Source organism: Laspinema sp. D2d (genome assembly GCF_025370755.1).
In the GTDB taxonomy this organism is placed as follows: domain Bacteria; phylum Cyanobacteriota; class Cyanobacteriia; order Cyanobacteriales; family Laspinemataceae; genus Laspinema.
Map to the genome: position 1 here is coordinate 1 of NZ_JAMXFC010000025.1, position 17,980 is coordinate 17,980.

Annotated in this window: 17 protein-coding genes; 8 read left to right on the plus strand and 9 right to left on the minus strand. The window is 45.4% G+C overall.

Translation table 11 applies throughout. The features are described from left to right. Nucleotides 1–403 precede the first annotated feature (403 nt). Nucleotides 404–1,087, minus strand: a complete 684-nt coding sequence (locus NG796_RS16655; RefSeq protein WP_261207971.1) for a glutathione S-transferase family protein — start codon at nucleotides 1,085–1,087, stop codon at nucleotides 404–406. Between the two features lie 597 nt (nucleotides 1,088–1,684). Here NG796_RS16655 and NG796_RS16660 point away from each other — a divergent pair. The 4 genes from NG796_RS16660 (at nucleotide 1,685) to NG796_RS16675 (ending at nucleotide 8,489) form a co-directional block, all read left to right on the plus strand. After that, nucleotides 1,685–3,547 carry a sigma-70 family RNA polymerase sigma factor gene (locus NG796_RS16660; protein ID WP_261207972.1) on the plus strand — a complete coding sequence of 621 codons (1,863 nt, stop codon included), beginning with the start codon at nucleotides 1,685–1,687 and terminating at the stop codon, nucleotides 3,545–3,547. Nucleotides 3,548–3,569: 22 nt separating this feature from the next. Continuing rightward, complete coding sequence (locus NG796_RS16665; protein WP_261207973.1) at nucleotides 3,570–6,869, plus strand: helicase-related protein; 3,300 nt, start codon at nucleotides 3,570–3,572, stop codon at nucleotides 6,867–6,869. A gap of 8 nt (nucleotides 6,870–6,877) precedes the next feature. Beyond that, complete coding sequence (locus NG796_RS16670) at nucleotides 6,878–7,300, plus strand: EVE domain-containing protein (RefSeq protein WP_261207974.1); 423 nt, start codon at nucleotides 6,878–6,880, stop codon at nucleotides 7,298–7,300. 352 nt (nucleotides 7,301–7,652) lie between these two features. Then, nucleotides 7,653–8,489 (plus strand): pentapeptide repeat-containing protein, encoded by an 837-nt coding sequence (locus NG796_RS16675; RefSeq protein ID WP_261207975.1) that lies wholly within the window; start codon nucleotides 7,653–7,655, stop codon nucleotides 8,487–8,489. Between the two features lie 280 nt (nucleotides 8,490–8,769). Here NG796_RS16675 and NG796_RS16680 read toward each other — a convergent pair whose 3' ends face one another. Then, a complete protein-coding gene (locus tag NG796_RS16680) occupies nucleotides 8,770–10,062 on the minus strand; it encodes a ParB/RepB/Spo0J family partition protein (protein WP_261207976.1) in 1,293 nt (430 codons plus the stop codon). A 249-nt stretch (nucleotides 10,063–10,311) separates the two neighbouring features. Between NG796_RS16680 and NG796_RS16685 the strand changes: the two genes are divergently transcribed. Then, nucleotides 10,312–10,623 (plus strand): hypothetical protein, encoded by a 312-nt coding sequence (locus tag NG796_RS16685; protein ID WP_261207977.1) that lies wholly within the window; start codon nucleotides 10,312–10,314, stop codon nucleotides 10,621–10,623. Nucleotides 10,624–10,790: 167 nt separating this feature from the next. Continuing rightward, on the plus strand, nucleotides 10,791–11,015 hold the full coding sequence (locus tag NG796_RS16690) for a hypothetical protein (RefSeq protein WP_261207978.1): 225 nt from the start codon (nucleotides 10,791–10,793) through the stop codon (nucleotides 11,013–11,015). Nucleotides 11,016–11,198: 183 nt separating this feature from the next. Here NG796_RS16690 and NG796_RS16695 read toward each other — a convergent pair whose 3' ends face one another. Continuing rightward, the gene (locus tag NG796_RS16695; protein ID WP_261207979.1) at nucleotides 11,199–12,872 is read right to left on the minus strand and encodes an ATP-binding protein; all 1,674 of its coding nucleotides are present in this window, start codon (nucleotides 12,870–12,872) and stop codon (nucleotides 11,199–11,201) included. A gap of 48 nt (nucleotides 12,873–12,920) precedes the next feature. On the opposite strand from NG796_RS16695, the gene NG796_RS16700 reads away from it, so the two are divergent. Continuing rightward, entirely contained in the window at nucleotides 12,921–13,487 is a 567-nt protein-coding gene (locus tag NG796_RS16700; RefSeq protein WP_261207980.1) for a GIY-YIG nuclease family protein, read from the plus strand. Between the two features lie 46 nt (nucleotides 13,488–13,533). Here the strand turns inward: NG796_RS16700 and NG796_RS16705 are convergent, their stop codons facing one another. The 4 genes from NG796_RS16705 to NG796_RS16720 all read right to left on the minus strand — a co-directional run bounded on the left by NG796_RS16705 (nucleotide 13,534) and on the right by NG796_RS16720 (nucleotide 15,975). Continuing rightward, nucleotides 13,534–13,827, minus strand: coding sequence for a hypothetical protein (locus NG796_RS16705; protein ID WP_261207981.1), 294 nt, complete (start codon nucleotides 13,825–13,827; stop codon nucleotides 13,534–13,536). Between the two features lie 159 nt (nucleotides 13,828–13,986). Then, a complete protein-coding gene (locus NG796_RS16710) occupies nucleotides 13,987–14,862 on the minus strand; it encodes a hypothetical protein (protein ID WP_261207982.1) in 876 nt (291 codons plus the stop codon). Next, nucleotides 14,808–15,389 (minus strand): hypothetical protein, encoded by a 582-nt coding sequence (locus NG796_RS16715; RefSeq protein WP_261207983.1) that lies wholly within the window; start codon nucleotides 15,387–15,389, stop codon nucleotides 14,808–14,810. Before NG796_RS16715 ends, NG796_RS16710 begins: the two co-directional genes overlap by 55 nt. A 301-nt stretch (nucleotides 15,390–15,690) precedes the next feature. Beyond that, complete coding sequence (locus tag NG796_RS16720) at nucleotides 15,691–15,975, minus strand: hypothetical protein (protein ID WP_261207984.1); 285 nt, start codon at nucleotides 15,973–15,975, stop codon at nucleotides 15,691–15,693. A 237-nt stretch (nucleotides 15,976–16,212) separates the two neighbouring features. On the opposite strand from NG796_RS16720, the gene NG796_RS16725 reads away from it, so the two are divergent. Continuing rightward, nucleotides 16,213–17,013, plus strand: coding sequence for an SAM-dependent methyltransferase (locus NG796_RS16725; protein WP_261207985.1), 801 nt, complete (start codon nucleotides 16,213–16,215; stop codon nucleotides 17,011–17,013). 162 nt (nucleotides 17,014–17,175) lie between these two features. Here NG796_RS16725 and NG796_RS16730 read toward each other — a convergent pair whose 3' ends face one another. Then, the gene (locus tag NG796_RS16730; RefSeq protein WP_261207986.1) at nucleotides 17,176–17,382 is read right to left on the minus strand and encodes a hypothetical protein; all 207 of its coding nucleotides are present in this window, start codon (nucleotides 17,380–17,382) and stop codon (nucleotides 17,176–17,178) included. A 322-nt stretch (nucleotides 17,383–17,704) separates the two neighbouring features. Further along, nucleotides 17,705–17,869 carry a hypothetical protein gene (locus tag NG796_RS16735; protein ID WP_261207987.1) on the minus strand — a complete coding sequence of 55 codons (165 nt, stop codon included), beginning with the start codon at nucleotides 17,867–17,869 and terminating at the stop codon, nucleotides 17,705–17,707. Between the last annotated feature and the right edge of the window lie 111 nt (nucleotides 17,870–17,980).

Below are 17,980 nucleotides of genomic sequence, written 5' to 3' on the forward strand. Positions count from 1 at the left end.
CTGTTGTTTTCTAGTCATAAGGAGAGGATTGAATTGCCATCTTTTTTACTTTTTTTAAAATGAGCGAACCGTAAGTTGTTAAAGCCAGAATATACCCATTTTGGGTATGGAATTATGACCGAACCTTTCAGCAGAAGAGTGTTTGCCGTCCAGACTTTTTCATCCTCGAAACCGTAAGCGAGTTATCAAGTTTTCCCCTAGAATTTGCAGAAACTCGAAGTCTTGGTTGTAGCAGGAGCGGTTGTCACCAACGAGGGATGAGCGCGGTTGTTGCGGTGGGTGCGTTGTTAATGCTGCTTGACTGATGCGATCGCATTGCATGAGGAGCCGATCGCATCGGTCAAGCAGGTTTTCCGGCGTTCTGAGAAATCGTAGAAATCCACGGGAAACTATGCTGAATCAATCAAGCAGAGGAATCCAACCCAATCACGCGGCTTGTGTTCCCCTCCAAAACTGGGTCTTGCTCGTGTCCTGCTGCTTTCATCCCGCGCTGATATCCAGGGCGATCGCTAATCTGAGTCAGCCACGCCTTGATGTTGGGCCGGTTGTCGAAACCCAAGTCATAAAATGCCTTCATCGTGCCGAACGGGAAGTGCATCATAATGTCGGCGGCTGTAAAATCAGCACCAGCGAAGTAGTCCCCTTGGGATAGGCGAGTTTCGACCATTTCCAGATGGCGATCGAGCCGCTGCCGTAGAGCCGGGAGCAGTGGAGAATTGCTATCAGGGCCTAGGGCCATACCCGTAATCCAGCTTACAATACTCCAACTCACCAAGCTGGCATTGGCGTAGTGGAACCAGTACAAATAATCTGGATACTGAGGTGATGTGGCGGGAACTGCCAATCTTCCTTCCCCGTAGCGTCCCAAGATATATTCAACGATCGCTCCCGATTCACCCAGCACCACCTCGCCATCGACCAGCACCGGCGCAGTTCCCACGGGATGAACGTCCCGCAGTTCTGGGGGAGCAAACTGGGTCACTGGGTCACGTTGATATAAAACCAGTTCGTAAGGCAATTCCAGTTCTTCTAACAGCCAGATTATCCGCTCGGACTGGGAAACGTTGAGATGGTGGACGGTTAGCATTGTTTTGTTACAGCTTTTGATTCTGAAAATACCACGCCTAGGGACTTGAGTAAAACTTTGATGCAGTGGTAATCCAGGAAATTCTGTGGCTTGGGGTGAGCCACTGGTTTGCACGTTTCGAGGTTTATGCGATTGCTTCGGACAAACTGTCAGTCTCGACACTTATCCGACGGAGACCTGTACCGAATTTCAGGCTGCCAACCGATGATTGTTAGTCCTGGAGGTTATTGGGGCAAAATGATATCGGACTGCTCATGCGTCGTCTCGCGGGATAACTGTCGGTTCTGACACTTATCGCCGGAAAGCGCTCAGGGGAACCTATGAAGAATCTGTCTGGGACCATTTAGGCGAAACGACTAGCACCCCGTTTGAGCTAGGGAAACATAAGCAGATTGCTGTCAAGGCGAGTGATGATTTGGGTAATGAATTGTTGGTTATTAAGAGCCTTGTAATTTATAACCAGAATATGAATTATGGAAAACCAAAAATATTTATAATTGATATTTTTGGTTTTATAAATTCACCTTTTAACAAAACTAAAATTCTTAGATAGTTCAATTTTCCACTATTATTTCATGTATTTATCGGGAAAAACTTATGGTTTATCGGCATATACATATAGAAGACTTAGAAAATATCAAGGATGCTTTATCGGTAGCCGTCGTATTTGAATCATTGGGTTATGATGCTTGTTGCGAGGCTCTTGAGGTGAGTGACCTAGACTTATCGCCTACCAACATCGAAGCGATAAAAACAGCGTATCTAATTGCAAATCAGGAAAAGGGAACACTACAAGTATTTTTATTGGAACTACAACCGAAAAGTTGGAGTTCTAATGCAGGAGTAATCCTCCGACTAACAGCGATTGCCAAGAATTTATGCCAGCGTGATACTGATATTTTAATTGTTGCTACAATAAATTATCAACAATTAGTGTTGGTCAGTCCTTTTAGAACATTTGACCAACAATTAAATCTTAAATTGAGCATTGCTAAGATGTTCATCAATGTCAAAAAACCCAGCTTTTATGACTTGAATCAATTAGAGAAGATAGCTGCTCATAGCCTCAAACCTAGCCAACTTTATCAGGTGCAACACCAAACCTTGAAACAGGTGAGGGAAGAGAAACGGCAACCCATCAGTACAGATTTAGTGCAATGCTACTTCAGAGAAATTGGCTGGATTCCATTACTTAAACGCGAGGATGAGATATCTTTAGCTCAACAGGTGCAACGATGGATTCAGTTAGAACAAAATAAGAAATCCTTATATTCCAAACTTTACCGAGAACCTACAGACTTAGAGTGGGCAAATATTACGGGGTTGTCATTATCTCAATTGCAGGATTTTATTTCAAAGGGACGAGATGCCCAAAAATCTCTAGTTTGTAGTAACCTCAGATTGGTGGTATCCATTGCCAAAATTTACCAACATCGTGGCCTAGAGTTATTAGATTTAATTCAGCATGGAAACGAGGGATTGATTAAAGCTACTGAAAAATTTGACCCGACAATGGGCTATAAATTCTCCACCTGTGCAACCCATTGGATTCGGCAGCATATTACTCGTGGCTTGTGTAATGAATCCAGAATAATTCGACTCCCTGTCCATATCTATGAGAGTCTGAGTAAAATCAAAAAAGCAACCTGTCACCTTACCCTTAACCTTGAACATACTCCCAGTTTAGAAGAGATTGCGGTTGAGCTAGAGATGAGTGGAGAAAAAGTCGAATTTTTACGCGGAATCAACCAATTAAGCCGACCAAGCTCTTTGGATTCTCTACTAACCGATGACTTAACTCTAGCTGATTTACTCCCTAGCAACGACAACTCCGCTCAACGCTTAGAACAGCAGTGGTTACGCGAAGAAATTGATAAAGCCTTGTGTACTTTAACACCACGAGAGCAGGAAGTGTTAACCTTTCGCTTTGGCTTAGATGGTCAGGGAGAACGGACCCTAGAAAAAATTGGTGATTACTATGGACTGACACGAGAAAGAATCCGTCAAGTTCAGGATAAGGCACTAAGGAAATTTAAAGCGGCATACAGCCCGCGACAACACCTTAAAGATACAGAGACGCAACAAACTACTTCAGAAATAAATAAAGTTATTCTACCGCTATCCCAATTGTTTAAAGATGCCACTCGATTAAAAGCTGACACAGGTAGTAGTGATTCACTGAACTCCCCCGCTTTGCAATTTTTTTGCAATCCTTCCGTATCTGTACTCATTCAGTTCCAAGAATTGAACGCTCATCGTCGGCTCTATGCCAATGACGACTCATCCTTAAAACAACACCTATTTACCTTAATCACAAATAAATACTATGCCAAACCTACATACATTATCAAAAACATTATCTACCTCGTTTGGGGAATTGAGGCCACTCAAACTGACCTCTACTCTATTGCCCAGAACCAACTAAAACAATGGGAACTTCTTCCAACCTCTTTAACTTAATTATTCTTTATAGTTAAATCCTATGATATTACCCGACTACATTGACAATAGCCAACACACCCTCGAAGCCGTCCTCACCGACTTAATTAAGAACGATCGCCAGCTTGTCCTCGACCTTGCCACCGGCTTTTTCCGTATTGAAGCATGGTTGCGGTTAGAAGCTCCTATGAATCAGCTAACCCGGCTGCGGCTGCTCATAGGTCGTGACCCAGCTATCCGACCTGCTGAGAGCGATCGCATTGATTTGGTGAAGCATCTGCGGCGGGTGATTCAGGAGCAGTTAGAGCAGGCGTCATTCCAAATCGAGTACAAACATCAGATTGACCGTGCGATCGCCTACTTCCAGCAAGACCATATCGAGATGAGGTTGTTCGGGGCTGTGGGTGATAAGTCCCAGTTTCTCCATGCTAAGGCTTACATATTCGACAAATACAGTATTGTCGGTTCGAGCAACTTCACGCCATCGGGACTGGAGGGCAACTCTGAACTAAATGTGGTCAACAAAATTGAGGCGATCGCTCGTGATTTGCGAGAGAACTGGTTCGAGCGGTTTTGGAATGACCCCAGCGTTGACCTAGACTACAAGAGCAAATTTATTGACGCCCTCAACGCTTCCAAGTTTGGCAGCAAGGCTTACACGCCCTATCAGGTTTTCCTCAAAGCGCTGTACGAACTGTTTAAGGAAGAGTCGGTTGTTGGGGAAGGCGATCGCTCGTCGGTGGAATTAGCTAATTTCCAGCAAGAAGGATTCGCTAGGGCAGTACGGCTGATTAACAAGCACGGTGGTTGCATGGTTGCCGATGCGGTGGGCTTAGGAAAAACCTACATCGGGCTGCGGGTGCTGGAACACTATTTAATTGAAGAACGTAAACCGGGGAAAGTCCCTCGTGCTCTGGTGCTATGTCCGGCTCAGTTGCGTGATTTGGTCTGGAATAAGAAGCTAGACGACTTTGGGATTAAAGCAGATGTCCTCTCTCACGAAGAAATTAGCCGTAAGGAATTTGATATCCGTCGCTATAGCAGTCACGATATGATAGTGATTGACGAATGTCATAATTTCCGCAACTCTGCCACTAACCGTTATCAGAATCTACAAAAATTGATTAATAGTGGTAATCGCCATAAAAAATTAGTCTTGCTGACGGCAACCCCAATTAATAATAGTGTTTTTGACCTCTACCATCAAGTTTTTTTACTTGCTCGGGGCCAGACCACTTATTATCGGACCGATGGCATTAGCAACCTTCAAACTTATTTTAAAGCATTATCCAAAGGTCAAATAGAAATTACTAATCTCCTATTTGAAACGATGGTTCGGCGATCGAGGCAGGATGTGATTCGGCGGCAGCAGGCAGGGGAAGAGATTCGGATTGCGGGGAAACTCATCCGTTTCCCAACAAGAAAGTTAGAGAATTTTACTTATAATTTTGAAGCCAGCTTTTCTGGGTTGTATCTTAAAATTGCCAACTGCATTGATGAGTTAAATTTAGCCCCGTACAACATCAAGGCATTCAAAAAACGCAAAGCGAGGGAAGATGAAAACGAGGTAAAGCGGAATAAGGCACTGGTGGCATTACAAAAGGCGCTTTACCTTAAGCGGCTAGAAAGTGCGCTGGTTGCTTTTAAGAATAGCGTTGAAAGGCAGGCTAAATTTCAAGATAAATTTTATCAAATTCTTACTGAAGAAGGTAAGTTGCTCGATAGCAAGAACTTCCGCAAACTACTTCTAGCTCTTGAAGATGAAGAGGAATCCCACTCCGTCACAGAAATTATCAACAGTCTGGAAGCAGTGGATTCCAAGCAATATAGTTTAAAGACTTTGGAAGAACAAATTCAAGCCGATTTGACGATGTTACACGATATCCTCAAAATGCTTGACACCATTGAAACCAGTGTTGAAACGGGAACAGACTATGACCGCAAACTGGTTGCCTTCAAGGAATTGCTAGGGGAGAACCTGAAAGGGCAGAAAATCCTTGTTTTTAGCTACTTTAAGGACACGGCGGAATATCTGCACAAAACGCTAACTAATGATTCAAGGTGGTTGCAGCAGATGGTAGTTAGCGGGCGATCGCCAGTTATCGAACTCATCACCGGCAGTACGTCGGGTAAGCAGCGCAAGGAAATGGTAAGCCGATTTGCACCCAAGGCAAACCATGAAACTCCAGAGGATTTACAACTGCTACTGAACAACCCGATTGATATCCTGATTTGCACAGACGTACTCTCGGAAGGCCAAAACTTACAAGATGCTGGGGTGCTGGTGAATTATGACTTACACTGGAACCCGGTACGGATGATTCAACGGGCTGGACGTATCGACCGACTCGGCACAGATTATGAGCAACTCTACATTTACAACTGTTTCCCCGAAGAAGGACTAGAAGAACTGCTGGGTTTGGTGAAACGTTTACAGAAACGGATTGCTGATATTGACCGAGAAGTTGGACTCGATGCTAGTGTCCTCGGTGAAACCATCTCCGATAAATCCCTTGAGGAACTATTCCGGCTCAAGCGCGCGACCACCGAAGCCGAAAAACAAGCCATTTTGGAAGAATTGGAACAAGCCTCCGATTTAATTTCCTTAGATGAGATGCGATTGCCTTTGCTTGAATACATTCAGCGCAAAACCGCTGAGGAAGTTGAGGATATTCCCCTAGGCATTCACAGCACTCGCTATTTTAGGATCCCTCAGTCTGAATTTGCCGAAGGTGGCCTTTTTCTAGCTTTTAAGACTGAAGATAACCATTACTGGCATTTCTATCCACGCATTAATAATGCAATTTCTACTGATTTTAATACGGCTATCACAGATAAGCGCAAAATATTTAATTGGATAAAATGCCAAGAATCCGAATTTCCACCGCCTGAGCAACTGCCACCAACACCGTTCAATCCAACAATTTTTCCGGTAGTGGAAAGTGCGCTCAATAATCTAATGCTCATGTTTGAGAAACAGCAATCAGGTTCTAAAGTTAAACCAGTGCTGACAAAAGTTCTTAACAATGTTTTGCAAGCCTTTAGGCAACCAGACTTATTCCAGGATTCGGTCAATTCGGAAATGATTGAACGAATTATTTCTGTCATCAGTACAGAGAAACTCAGCGTGTTTGAGCGAGAAATTAGACGAATGTGGGATAAATTCAAGGACTCAAAAAGTTTGTCTGAACTGGCCGCCGACCTAGATGAGTTTTTTGCTGACAATGAGTTGTATCCAGAAATGGAGGAGGACCCACAACTAAAAACTTTCAAAATGGTCAAACGAGAAGATATTCAACTCGTTTGCTATGAATGGTTTTATCCAACCCAATCAAGCTCCTAACCGCTACTATGACCTACTGGCTATTCCAAGGCAATCCCAAATATTATCGACTCCGTGCTGGCATCCAAGACTTTGACCGGATGCCTTGGCTAGTCACGCGCTACCACAAAGAAATCGCCGTGGGTGATGGGGTCCTGATTTGGATATCGGGGACAGATGCCGGAATCTATGCGATCGCCGAGGTCATCGAACCCGCTACGATTTTGACTGAAGTGCCTGATATCGGCTACTGGCTGGACAAGAGCAAAATCTACACTCACCCCCACGCTCGAATCCGGTTTACCACGAAGCTGCTGGATAAGCCGTTGTTGCGATCGCATCTGAAGAACGACGAAATTCTCAAAGACCTGGGAGTGATTCGCCAGCCGAACGCGACCAACTTTAAAGTCACTCCCATTCAGTGGCAGCGGGTTCATGAATTGAAGGAGTAAACGAGATGAAAACTTTGAAATCTGCTAAGACTAAGATGCGATCGCCTCCTTCCACCCCGACCCAAATAGGCCCCACCAGTACGCACCGGCTTCCAGGGGTTCCGGTTTCCCAAACTCTCAGCACTGAGAGTTTAGCCAACCGCTATCGGACCGGCGGGCACTCGCGAAGGGGTTTGGAACTAGCGGATAACTGTCAGAGGTGACAGTTATCTGGGTGGGACCGATGGTGGATGCGATCGCCCGCTCAGAAAAACCGCCAACCCGTTGCGGACCGACCGACTGAGGCAGTTGAATTAAGTCGCCATCTTGGGGGCGATCGAGATTTTTCCCTTAAACCAGTGAGAATAAGGTTATGACGCAATCAGACCCAACACCAGAAGAAGAAGCGAAAATTTCTTTGATTAAACGGATTAAAGCAGGTGAAAAAAATCTGAGTGGGGCTAATCTGAGTGGGGCTGACCTGAGCGAGGCCGAACTATATGATGCTGACCTGAGCGGTGCTAATTTGAGTGGAGCTAATTTGAGTGGAGCTGACCTGGGTGAGGCTAATTTGACGGGAGCCAACCTTTGTAAAGCGAATCTAAGAAAGGCTGACATGAGAGAGGCTGACCTGTGTAATGCTGACCTAAATGGAGCTGACCTGAGTGAGGCTTACCTGAGTGGCATTATGTTGTATAAAGCTAACCTCAAAGAGGCTAACTTAAACAACGCCTATTTAAGTGGGTCGGACCTGGGTGGCGCTGACTTGAGAGAGGCTGACCTAGGTGGGGCTTATTTAAGAAGGGTTAGTTTAGATGGGGCTAATCTATATAAGGCTAATCTGAGAGAGGCTGACCTGGGAGAGGTTGAGATGAATGGGGCTAACCTGAGTTTGGCTAATTTGAATCTAGCTATCCTGAGTCTGGCTGAGATGAATGGGGTTTATTTGATTGGAACTAACCTAATTAAGACTGACTTGCTAGGGGCTCAATTAATTAAAGCTGATTTAAGAGGGGCTGACCTGAGAGGGGCTAACTTGAGTGGGGCTGACCTGACTGGGGCTAATCTGACTGAGGCTGACCTAAGTTTGGCTAACCTGAGTAGGACTAAATTTGAAAATGCCACAGTTGTCAAAACCCGATTTGGACAAAATCAAGGCATTGATGAAGCTCTAAAAGCGGACCTCATCAAGAGAGGGGCAAAATTTTGAAGATTCTCCAGGCGATCGCTCCCGCGTCCTAACCCCCGTCTAACCCAGCACCTTCCCACGGTTAGAGCAAATCGCCTCCCCGATAACTGTCAGACCCGGCACTTATTGGAGCAATCGGATATCGGACTGTCGATGCGCCTCCCGATAACTCTCAGAGTTGACAGTTATCCCGCGAACCTGGACTAGATGCGATCGCCAACTGTTAGCCGTGGCAGTTATTGGGGCAATTGGATGGCGGCATCTAGGAGTTGGGGGATGCAAGAAGGCGATCGGGAATTTGTTACTTTCGCGCTTCAGCTTCAATAAACCCTTTGACGGTTTCAATAGGAACATTTATGAAAGGATGGTTGAATATTGCTTTAACAGCTTCTATTCCACCTTCTTTGAAAGCATTGATGAGACGGTCTTTAAAAGTGACATCATATTTTATTTTAGCTTGAATTTTTTCAATGACTTGGCTCTCCTTAGCGTTTTCTTTATTTAGCTCATCAAGTAACTGCCTAACCTCATTTTTAAGCTCCTGAAAATAAGCTGGATTCGACTGAATAAAAGTATTGTAATCTGACTTTGACTCTTTTCCTACCGCACCCGCTTGGCCGTACACATTATAGATATCGCCTTCATTCATGACATTTCTCCTGATTTGGCTGTTGACAAAAATGTTAGTTCCATTAATTTGATAGTCCCTTGTAGTTTGCGTGATGACACGCTGAGAATTTTCCTCCAAATATTGAACAATATTTTCAAATTTTATTTTAATGGATTCATATTTGTTGGCTTCTTGGGAGGTTTTTACAATATCTTCTAATAGGCTAAACAGTTTTCTAAAGTATTGAGTAGAAACTTCTTGAATGGGAATAATTAACTTGTCATCGCCGGAAATCTTGGTTAAAGGAGGTAATAAAACCAAGCAAGGAAACTGGTCGGCATATACATTTAAAGCTCTCCCAATTTCATAGCATTCCGCTTTATTAAATGGTTTGTTTGTAAACCACCTAAATAGAGGAAATTTTTTATATAAGTTAGAATGTAAAATAAATCTCCAATACTGGTTTAACAATTGCAAATCATGGGCAATATTTTCTAAAATGTAAATTTCAGACCATTTTCCAGTTAATATATCTAATTCATTAATATGTTTGTTAATATAATTTACTAATTCTACATCTTCATTCGTATATAAAAGGATACCTTTGATAATTTGTGAAGAAGAATTGTTGAAAAAATGCTGTTTTATCCCTAAGATATCTTCAAATATTAACTTTTTATTTGGCTTCGGACTAATTCCCGGCCATGAGATTGGTATTTGAACCACCACGGGCAGTTGAGTTAATCCAACGGCTTTGGCTGCTTTATACCGGCGTTCTCCAGTGACCAATTCATACTGGTTGTCTCCTAGGGGTCGGACAATAATCGGTTGAAGAATGCCATGTTGTTGAATGCTGGCTGTGAGTTCCGCCATCGCCTCTTCATCAAAATATCTCCGAGATTGAAACCCTGGAGGAGAAATTTGGTCCAGCCTGATGTTCTTAACGGGTGAGTTGTCAGGGTTTTGACTATTTGGGTTATCCATTGGGCTGTTAGAAGTTCAGTGGGTATCGGTAAGCAACGGTTAATACTGCGCGATGCTTCTGGGTGCATCCTGCCAATGGTTGGAAGAGTTGGATGGGTTGGTTGGGCAGCCACTCCCGGAACTCTGTTGAGATGAATTTGGGTTTGCGTTGTAAGTACATAGAGGAAATATCTTACGATTCTACCTCTATTTCTAGGAGTAGGCTGCGGTTTTTATGGGTTTTTGAAGGTTTAATCGCAAAACTTTACAATGCCCTCCCCCTACTCCATGCTTCCCAACTGGAATCAAATGAGTGAGGCCATCACCTCCCCCAATAACTATCGGCTCCGACACTTATCCAGCGAACTCGGACTAGATGCGATAAGCCCGGGGGCATGGCTTCGCTTACCGCCTCTCCCCCGCTCGTTCTCCACCAACTCCCCAGCCCCAGAGGTGACCTCGGTTCCCACCGGCGCGATTCCGGCCAACTTCACCCGCTGCCAATCCGTTGGGAATAGAGACTATCCCGCTCAAGTTACCTCCCCGGATGGATTCGCAGACCCGAGCAGTCCAATAGATTAAGAACATAAGAAAAACAAAAACCCGTTAACACAGACCGCGCAGGTCTTTTTAAAAACTGATATAACAGACAAACCCGCCAGAGCTAGTCTAGCGGGTTTGTTGCGTTGGGGGTCACTCTCTGGCAACTGCCCCCTAAAATCAAATAAGTCTCAGCCCTAACAGTTTCCATGACCGAACCCAATCGCCTCGACCTTTTAGACACGGACTATGCAGCCCTCATCGCCACTGACTACGACCCCAACCTAGAACGGCTGATAAGAGCGGCGGGGGAATCGTCCAGGGATGCAGTGCTGCTGACCCGGTTAGTGGGACTGGCTCAGAAGCCATTGGAAACCGAGCGGGACTGGCAGCAGTTTGAGGCGGTTTGGGGGAAACTGGAATCAGATGAGTGAGCCGATCGCATCTCCCGATAAGTGTCGGGGCTGACAGTTATCCAGCGAAACCCAACTTTCAGGCGATCGGCTCACTCCCGCTTGTTTTCCACCAACTCCCAAGCCCCCCGGGTGACTTCGTTTTCTACCGGCACGATTCCGGACAATTTCACCCGCCGCTAATCCCCATAAGCACCCAAGTAATCATTCTTCGTCAGTATCAAGTTCTTCAATAGCAACTATCAAGGGACCCAGTAAAGATTTGACCAAATGTAAAGCCTCTACATCTTTCATTAATAGAGTCTTTACATATTTTTGATACATTTTCTGATCTGCAAATCCTAATTCTTTACTAATTGTGTGTAAAATTGATGTTTTTTTAACAGGATATTCTAAAACAATTTCTCGGAAATCTTTTTGTGTAATTAACTCGTCTAAGCGTTGAATTTCTTCCTCTATAATAAGGGAGGTAGGAAAGTGAATATCCACCGGAGCTTTAGTATTAATCACCTCTTTTATAGGTTTTTCTTGAGAATATTTTTGTAGTATTTTTCGATAAGCCCTCTCGTTAATAATCTTTTTTTTAGCATCATACTGGGAAGAAAAAGCCTTAATTGCCTCCTCTTTCGCTTTTTTTATTCGCTGGTTTTTATCATCTTCATTTAATGGTGATGGCTCATAATTGTCCCAATGTTTTTTGTAAGCTAATTCAATAACGTCTGGATGATAATAAATAGATTCTACCGATGAAAATGGTAGTACATATATCCGATGTTCGCTTTCAAGTTTTTGTATGTCTTCATCTGAGCGATTATCCTTATCAATAATACCAAAAGCCTCTACCCAGGCAATATCTTGAGAAGACTGGATGCCTTTAACAGCTTTTTCTACTTCTCCACAGCCCGATTTAGGAATAACAGAAACATTGGGAAACAGTAAACTATAAAGGGGTTTGTCTAGGCTTGTCTCCTGCCCTTCAATAAATAAAATCTTTCTACGCGCTCCAAGGATATCTTTTTTGATTTCATCATCGATTTGAGTTCCTGGCAGCATCAAATCTAAATCCCAGGCACTTACCGAAGATTCAGTATAGGTGCAGCCTCGAAGTAAAAGTGTCTTTGACTCAGGATTATCTAAGGGAAGCATCACTTCATGTGTTGATATGACAAATGTACAGTCCCTACGCTTAGAGAATAAATTTGTCAACAATGGTGAAATTATAGAACGATGAAGGTGACGCTCTGGTTCATCGATTAGTAGTAATGTACCTTCCTTAGCTGTAAGCACTTCTGCTGCAATTAATAAAGCATTTCGCTCACCGTCTGAAAGTTCTGCAACACTATATTCTGAATCTCCGCCATTTTTTGCTTTGGCAACTATCTCCCTCTTTGTAGTTAACCGAATTTTAATATTTATATTAGAAAACTGGAAAATTTCATTAATAATTTCAATAAGATTATCTTGTTCATAATGTTCTACTGCTTTTTCAAAATCCCGATTCCCGACTGTTTCAAAAACTACCTGATGTAAAGTGGTTTGATAATCGATAAAATTATTAATTCCCAAATTTGGTAAACGATGTAGATCGAGATTTGTGAATTTATAACGTGCAGATTCAGAAAGATTCATTGATTGGAGAGTTTGTTCTATAAATTTCTTCTCATCAGGTGAAAAACTGCTTGAATTAGAAGTAAACCAATTTGGGCGATGAGCATATATCCATTGTGCATTTGAAGCATTATCTCTATATAAGCGTTGCATCAAACTAGATTTTCCGGTTCCATTAGCACCAAGAACAAACAAAATATCTCCTAAATCAGCGGGGACAATAAGTGGATCGTCGCTCGCTCGGTCAATTTTAAATTCAAAAGATGTCATAGTAGTGTTACCGTTTAAACTGGTCTCATTATAATAATATTTTAAATTGTGGACGAGCGACAGCTAAATTTATTCGACCACTCCCCAGAACCCACCCGGAAGCAGCAGAAACTAGAGATGACCCGGGACCAGTTCATCCAGTGGAAACGGCAAATCGCCAGCCATCAGCAAGCCACCCGGGAGAATCACCCGCAGCAACCGACCCTATTCGATACCGGAGTAAACCAGTTCGACCCCCAGGGGATAGACCCGTTCGGGCTTCGGCAATACGCCACCCGGTTTTACGACCTGGCTGAGATGCGCTTGGGCCAGGAAGGGGACCCCTGCCTCTACTTTTTGATTGATAATTGTTTTCCCCTAATTTTATACATCGGGGAGACAGTCCACTCGAACCAACGCTGGAAAGGGGGTCACCATGTCGAAGAATACTTGGCAAAATACATCCAACTCAACCGCAAACACGGGTTGGAAGTGCTGCCCGCTTTAGCTTTCGAGTGGGGAGCACCGCACGAAACCAGGCTGAGGCAAAAGATGGAATTCGAGCTTATCAAGAAGTGGCGATCGCCTTTTAACAAGGAAAACCGAGTGCAGTGGGGTCACCCGTTCGGAGAGTAAAGAGACATCAAAAAGCCCCGGGTTAGGGGGCTGTGTTACTTAGAAATTACCGAAACAAAATAGGGAGTTCTTGGAAGAACCACTTCCAGGTTTTAAAAGAACCTCCCACACTGAGTCCAGTAGATATAGCGAGTAGGACAGCAGCTATTTGGGGCATCCCTGCTGAATGAATATAGCCTGACAAAAGCCCGTACAAAAGAAATAAACCCGCGAAAGTCAACACAGCCAACAAGTCACGGCTTTTAAAGCTAACAATAAAGGCTCCCAGAAGAGTTGCTATTATTGCAACCACAAATAGTCCCTCAAGTAAAATGTTACTTAGCTCAGTAATCTGGTTCATAAACTCGTAAATTTGGTACATTTCAATACCTACATTTTTTAGACCACCTATTATTTTAGCGTGGGGTTTTCCTGCATGATTGGTAATGAATATTGGCTGCAATCACGTCGATAATTAGGTCCCAGTCTAGCCCCATCAAGATATCAAAAACTCAGTAACTCACTGTCCCAGCCGCTTGCGAGTTCCCTTGATTTGGCCCAATTGCTTCAGGCCCATGAAAGCCATGAAAGCCAAGCCCCCAAAGATTTGTACATCCTTTTGCCCGGTAGACATCCCGATATATCGCATAGCGCCAAACCCAAGGAGGAACGCGAACCAGAGCGCAGTAACATTTATATACTGTGTATGCTCTGCCTTCTCATCATGAATCCCGAGGGAGTGGCGCTTAATCACCTGCTTTGCCATCAGGGGGGACCGTCCGGCTTGGGGTGCAAGGTCAGCGAGTTCGGATTCACTGAGATTTAATCCCCTGGCTTGAGCTTCCGATCGCATCACTTCCCGGATATGTTTTTCGCTGGGGGGTTCGAGTTCAATCTCCACCATGTCTAAAAAAATGTCCCTGCGCGGATTCACCACGGCAAAGCAACAAATCCTCACCCCGTTAGAGATGGCATCTTCCAACCAATACCGAACGCCGGTGGTTAACCGCTTCGCCTCTGGGAAAATCAGCAAAGTGTCCGAGTTCATCCGGTCGAGTAACGCCTCTTTCAATTCATCCATTGTGAGAGACCGTTCCCCGACTGGTTCACCCTCGCGATTAAGTTTGGGTTCGGTGATATCCACATCCAACTGTTCAGCCAGCCGGTGAAAGAAATTTTTCCCGCTGCCTTTGTAAGTTGCGATCGCCACATCCAACTCACCCGTAAACTCATCCACAACGCGAGTAACGAATTCAGACCCGCCGACCCCAGACTCAGCCAACACCAAAACGGACTCCCCGCGACGGAGAGCCTCAGAGACTAATTGAAATTCCTTGTGATTTAACTGCGTTTCTTCTGCGCCTTGATAGCTTCCGCCAGATGAGCCGCCGCCCATTCCCGGTTGATTAACTCCGGGGACTCCTCGAAAAAAAGTTGCTCTTTTAAATCCTCGTCCAAGTCATCAGGATTAGAGATATATCCAGCCGTCAGCCGGTTACTCGCCTCGACCAAAACAGCCGCCGCCCGACTCTGAGCCGCACGGTCAAACCGCCGCATTGAGTCTTGGTTGCGATCGCCTGAAACTGCCTCATTGATTTCCTGCTGAGTTGACTTCCGCTGGATTCCATTTCCCTTGGTCGCGGTCACCAACTCGCCCGCTTCCTCATGGGATTCCTGGGATTGCTGGTTCAACTCTTCCTCATGCTCAATAAAACCATCCTTTTTACCAGTTTTTTGAATCCAGGCATGGAGGTTATCCAACCGTTGAACCTCTGGCAGTTCGAGATAAGCCTCTTTGGTGTCCGGGTCTATATTTGCTTTAATCTGCAAGTATTGAAGCCGCTTGTAGTAGGCATCCTTCTTAATTCTCCAGCGTTCCATCAATTCGGTTGGGGTGAAGCGATTCGGGTCGGTGGTTTGCATAAATTTTTTCCTCAAGCCGTTGCATATTATGGATTTGTGAATTGAGAAAAATTTTAACCACTCCCACCCGAATCGGCAACCTTCGCCTCCGACTCACCCGAAACTCGCCCACCGACTCATCACTACAACTGAGGCGACAGTCTAAGGGGCTAGAATCCTTGCATGACTGAGTAAAAGTTCTCAGCCCAAATAACTCTCAGAAGTGACAGTTATCTGAAGGGGTCGAATTCATCCACTCGAAAATAACTCTCAGGTCCGACAGTTATCTGAAAAGTTGCCGAACAAATCAACCCGATAACTATCAGGTCTGAGAGTTTGGAGAATGCCGATCGCCGGTGGAATCAACCAAGACCCAACCGGATTGATTCAGTTGATAGGCGATCGCATCACCGGGATGAAACGAGCTTGGCGTCCGTTCCCAACCTGGCGATTGCCCACCAAACACCCCAGCCAATTTATCTCGAAAATCACCGGCGGGGGAAAACACTCGAATGGATTCGGTTCCCCTGGGGGCGAGTCCTCGGCAATAACTATCAGGGCTGAGAGTTTGGGGATTGAGTTGCGATCGCCGGTGAGAGAACCCCATCGGATTGGTTTAGTTCGATAGGCGATCGCATCCTTCACACGAACCAGGCAGGTTAAATTTGACAGTGACCCCGGACTTTTGGCATCGAAGATACTTCCCGCATCCTTAGTAAACTCAAAGCAAGGTTCTTAGCAGCAAATGCACTCGAAGCATTTCTGTGGGCCAAATCATTCTTGTTTAGGTGAAACGATTGGCAGTAAAGTTAAGAAATTTCTATTGGGCGAGTGTCCAAAAATTATGTCAGACGATGCAGATGCTCAAGTGAGTTTAACCGCTCGATTTATGGCAGCGAGTCGAGCCTTTGAGAGCCAGCAAGCCAATCCTTTGTTCCGTGACCCATTTGCCGAACGGTTGGCGGGAACAGAAACGATGAAACTTATCATCCCCCGGGCTGAAGAATACGAAGCCCAAGGCCGACCCTATGCTGCCGTGCGGACTCGCTTTTTCGATGACTTTTTGTTGCAGTGCAACGCGACCATCCGCCAAGTGGTGCTGCTCGGTGCTGGAATGGATACCCGCGCCTACCGACTCGACTGGCAACCGGAAACTCATCTATACGAACTTGACCGCTCATCAGTCTTGGATTACAAAGAAACCGAACTGGAAACGTTCGCGCCCCAATGCAATCGGCACGTCGTAAGAGCAGACTTGCGCGAAGATTGGGTACCACTCCTCATTGAAAATGGCTATCAACCGGACCAACCCTCGGTATGGCTGCTGGAAGGACTGCTCTACTATTTAAGTGACAGCGAAGTAAGTGCCTTGATGAAAGCAATTGATAATTTGACCGCACCGGGAAGCCATTTCGCCGCCGATGTTATCAATGATATAATTTGCAACGGTTCGGACGCACTTGCGGCATATTGGCAGTCGAGTTGCAACGAGCCGGAAACGTTTTTTGCCGAGTTTGGCTGGAGCGCTCAAGCCATCCAACCGAGTGACGAGGGCGCTTCATTCGGACGTTTCACCTATCAGTTTCCCCCGCGCTCGGTTACGGATGGACCCCACATCTTTTTCGTCACCGCAACTAAAACGTGATGCTTCAGTCTTTTGGGCTGGGTTGACAACGGGGCAGGCATCCACACAATGCGATCTCATCATCAACGCAACCCATCGCATTCGGCTCCACCCGCCATACTGCACTTGCCAGTGCTAGGAGTCTGTTACATTATCACCGAGGGAGTACCTGGGTAGATTGAGTTACCGCTGGTCAACAACTGCCCTCCGTAACAGCCAATGATTCTTGGCCGCCTCGCACTCGGGGCAAACATCCACGGTATCGCCCCCATACCCGCGACAAATCAGGTAGAACGAGAGTTGACGCGCATGGAGCCGACAGATGGGCCGATCGCAGTTTTTGCCATCGCACAATAAGGGTGCAGGGTTATCACAAAAATCGCACTTCATTGAGATTCCTCCAGTTGTCAGCATCAAAATAACGATAGAGCCTTGGGGTTTGGAAGTTGACCGATGGCAATCGCACCCGTGCAGAGTCTCGTTAGATTGAGTCGGTTGTGATCAGTTCCCTGATTCACCTAGGCTATCCCGGACAAGACCTCGCTGGATGGTTGCCGATCGCACCGCACGGAGACTGACCCGGTTCTATCGGTGGCAAGGCTCACTCGGACTAGAACAGTGGCAGCCCAGGACAAGGTAACCGGACTCACCCGGTTTTATCGGACCCAAGGCGTTCATCTCATGAGACGATCGCATCGTTAGTCCGATTAACCTAGCACTGGCGGCCAAACACAAGCTCGATTACTTCGGTTTCTCCCGTGGGTGATCGCATTGAGTTCCAAGCAACCACCAACAGCGAAACCCAAACTCGATGACTTCGGTTCCTCCCGTGGGCGATCGCATTGAGTTCTAAGCGAGAACCTGGGACCAAGCTCAAACTTAATGATTCGGTTCCTCTCTGGGGCGATTCCCTACGGGATAGCTCCGCTTACCGCATTATCAGTCAGATTCACCTAGCACCGGCGGCGAAATCCAAGCTGGATGATTC

Coding starts and splice junctions, on each gene's coding strand:
- NG796_RS16655 (WP_261207971.1), bottom strand. CDS start 1,087: ATGCTAACCGTCCACCATCTCAACGTTTCCCAGTCCGAGCGGATAATC.
- NG796_RS16660 (WP_261207972.1), top strand. CDS start 1,685: ATGGTTTATCGGCATATACATATAGAAGACTTAGAAAATATCAAGGAT.
- NG796_RS16665 (WP_261207973.1), top strand. CDS start 3,570: ATGATATTACCCGACTACATTGACAATAGCCAACACACCCTCGAAGCC.
- NG796_RS16670 (WP_261207974.1), top strand. CDS start 6,878: ATGACCTACTGGCTATTCCAAGGCAATCCCAAATATTATCGACTCCGT.
- NG796_RS16675 (WP_261207975.1), top strand. CDS start 7,653: ATGACGCAATCAGACCCAACACCAGAAGAAGAAGCGAAAATTTCTTTG.
- NG796_RS16680 (WP_261207976.1), bottom strand. CDS start 10,062: ATGGATAACCCAAATAGTCAAAACCCTGACAACTCACCCGTTAAGAAC.
- NG796_RS16685 (WP_261207977.1), top strand. CDS start 10,312: ATGCCCTCCCCCTACTCCATGCTTCCCAACTGGAATCAAATGAGTGAG.
- NG796_RS16690 (WP_261207978.1), top strand. CDS start 10,791: ATGACCGAACCCAATCGCCTCGACCTTTTAGACACGGACTATGCAGCC.
- NG796_RS16695 (WP_261207979.1), bottom strand. CDS start 12,872: ATGACATCTTTTGAATTTAAAATTGACCGAGCGAGCGACGATCCACTT.
- NG796_RS16705 (WP_261207981.1), bottom strand. CDS start 13,827: ATGAACCAGATTACTGAGCTAAGTAACATTTTACTTGAGGGACTATTT.
- NG796_RS16710 (WP_261207982.1), bottom strand. CDS start 14,862: ATGGGCGGCGGCTCATCTGGCGGAAGCTATCAAGGCGCAGAAGAAACG.
- NG796_RS16715 (WP_261207983.1), bottom strand. CDS start 15,389: ATGCAAACCACCGACCCGAATCGCTTCACCCCAACCGAATTGATGGAA.
- NG796_RS16720 (WP_261207984.1), bottom strand. CDS start 15,975: ATGGGGTTCTCTCACCGGCGATCGCAACTCAATCCCCAAACTCTCAGC.
- NG796_RS16725 (WP_261207985.1), top strand. CDS start 16,213: ATGTCAGACGATGCAGATGCTCAAGTGAGTTTAACCGCTCGATTTATG.
- NG796_RS16730 (WP_261207986.1), bottom strand. CDS start 17,382: ATGAAGTGCGATTTTTGTGATAACCCTGCACCCTTATTGTGCGATGGC.